This window comes from Fodinibius halophilus (assembly GCF_011059105.1).
GTDB lineage: Bacteria > Bacteroidota > Rhodothermia > Balneolales > Balneolaceae > Fodinibius > Fodinibius halophilus.
In genome coordinates, this window is sequence record NZ_JAALLS010000057.1 from 1 (window position 1) to 1,995 (window position 1,995).

At 32.8% G+C, this 1,995-nt stretch carries 2 protein-coding genes; both read left to right on the forward strand.

The window, feature by feature from the left end; translation table 11 throughout:
• Positions 1-59 precede the first annotated feature (59 nt).
• The gene (locus G3569_RS18125) at positions 60-449 is read left to right on the forward strand and encodes a hypothetical protein (RefSeq protein WP_165271497.1); all 390 of its coding nucleotides are present in this window, start codon (positions 60-62) and stop codon (positions 447-449) included.
• A gap of 18 nt (positions 450-467) precedes the next feature.
• Positions 468-1,859, forward strand: a complete 1,392-nt coding sequence (locus tag G3569_RS18130) for an HNH endonuclease (protein ID WP_165271498.1) — start codon at positions 468-470, stop codon at positions 1,857-1,859.
• Positions 1,860-1,995 lie beyond the last annotated feature (136 nt).

A 1,995-nucleotide genomic window follows, 5' to 3' on the forward strand; every position in this document is an offset into this window, starting at 1 on the left:
ACTCCGGCGCCTGCAGCTGTAGCGCCATCCGTTAGTGGTTTTTAAAAAACGGGGTACCAATGAAGAGGTTTATTTTATTTTCAAAAGTAATTCTATTAGGAATTATTTTGGGTGGCTGTTATCCCTATGCTACACCATATACAAGTTCCTATGGAACAAATAATAGTTCAAATGGCCAAGAATTGTGTGTTAAATATCAAACACAAAGTGGTTGGTCGAAAGGTTATAGTGTAGATGTGAATGTGATGAAAGGTAGTACCCTAAATCAAAAAACTGGAACCTATAACTACAATAGCTATTCTACTTATGCAATAATTTTTTGGTCGGAGGATCAAGCAAGCATTATAGAACTCAGTTATTTTTCAGGCAGTTTTACAGCATATGGTACACAGGGAACGGATCAACGAGGCAGAAAGTGGCAGCTTTCTAAAACTACATTATGCTATTAAATACATCGGGGATATTTTATGTCATTTTGTTTTTTGTGTGAAGAAAAAATAACTGCTAAAAATGTAAGTGAAGAACATATTATACCTAATGGACTTCATGGAAGATTAAAATCCAGTGACTTACTATGTTCAGAATGTAACTCCAAATTAGGAGAGGATATTGATGCTGAGTTCTGTGAAATTTTTTCATGTTTCACTTCTCCCTTAAATAAAAAGTTGGCTTCAAAAGATCGTGGTAACAATCCTTCAAAAGCTGAAGGACGCGTTTTATTGGAATCTGGAAAAGAATTAAAAGTAACTTTTCAGGAAAATAAGATAATCCCAAGTAAAACTTGCTATGAAGTCATCAATCGTGATGAGGTTCACATATATTTTCCTAAAAAAAGTGAGGGTTATAAAAACCACGTTAAAAGAATACTGCTGGAAAAAAATCAAATAAATGAAGGTGCTGATATAAAATGTTTTGCTGAAATAGAAAACCCTGAACAAGCAGGATTATTTTTTTCAGAAGGCAAACCTCTTTTTAATTCTATTTTTAGAAAGGGATTAAATAAAATTGCAGTTGATTTTGCTGTTCATAACGAAATTGATAGTAACGAATTACCAAATGCTCTTAACAAAGAGGAGCAGAAAATTTTATCTGCTGATAATATCTTTCCATTTGTGCCACTAGGTGCATTCGATTTCGTTATTGAACTAAGTAGATTTAAGATTGAATATGGCTATCCTTCCCACACATTAATTTTATTTACAGAAAATTTTACTGACCGACAGGTATTATTCTGCTATATAGATCTGTTCAGTACTTTTCAATATTATGTAGTCTTAAATGATGATTACAAGGGAGAAGAAATAAATAATATTTACTATCAAACCCTAAGAAAGCAGACTATCCCAGAAATTGAAATTCGTGGATCCAGCCCTAAGGATTTAATGATAATTGCAAATGATTTAGGTGTGGACCATCGTAATTTTGGTGGCAAATCATATGAAGAAATCTATAGGCGTTTAGAAAACGCTCAAAAGCAGAGAAAACCAAACTATACCCAAGGCATTGCTTCATTTTTGCAAAGTGCAACACAAGCGTTATTTCCTATTATCTTATTAATGAAGGGAAATAAAACAGAACAACTAGGAGATCATTATCAAAATATTATAAATGTAATCCCGAAGTTAGAGAATGAAGACTTTTTGTCAATCCTTCAAGAATTTAGAAGAATTGATTCAGAAGAAATATCAACTTTCTATAAACAAAATTATATTGAATATAAGGAAGACAAAAGTTTTGAGTTTTATTCTTATCCAGATAAAATAAAAGAACTAGAATCCGATGATTTTTCGATGTTTCAGCAATATGGTTTCTTAAAATTTACACAACTGAGTATTTTTGCTAATAGTAACTCTGAATAAAAAACCACTAACCAGCGCATTAAGCGGACACGCCTCGCCCTCTCCTGCCAACTTCTGGCTTTTTAGCTCTTCGTTCATTATTTATCAATTCAACATTCATTTGCGTGCAGCTTATGCGCAATGTCGTTATTTTGCC

Coding starts and splice junctions, on each gene's coding strand:
- G3569_RS18130 (WP_165271498.1), top strand. CDS start 468: ATGTCATTTTGTTTTTTGTGTGAAGAAAAAATAACTGCTAAAAATGTA.
- G3569_RS18125 (WP_165271497.1), top strand. CDS start 60: ATGAAGAGGTTTATTTTATTTTCAAAAGTAATTCTATTAGGAATTATT.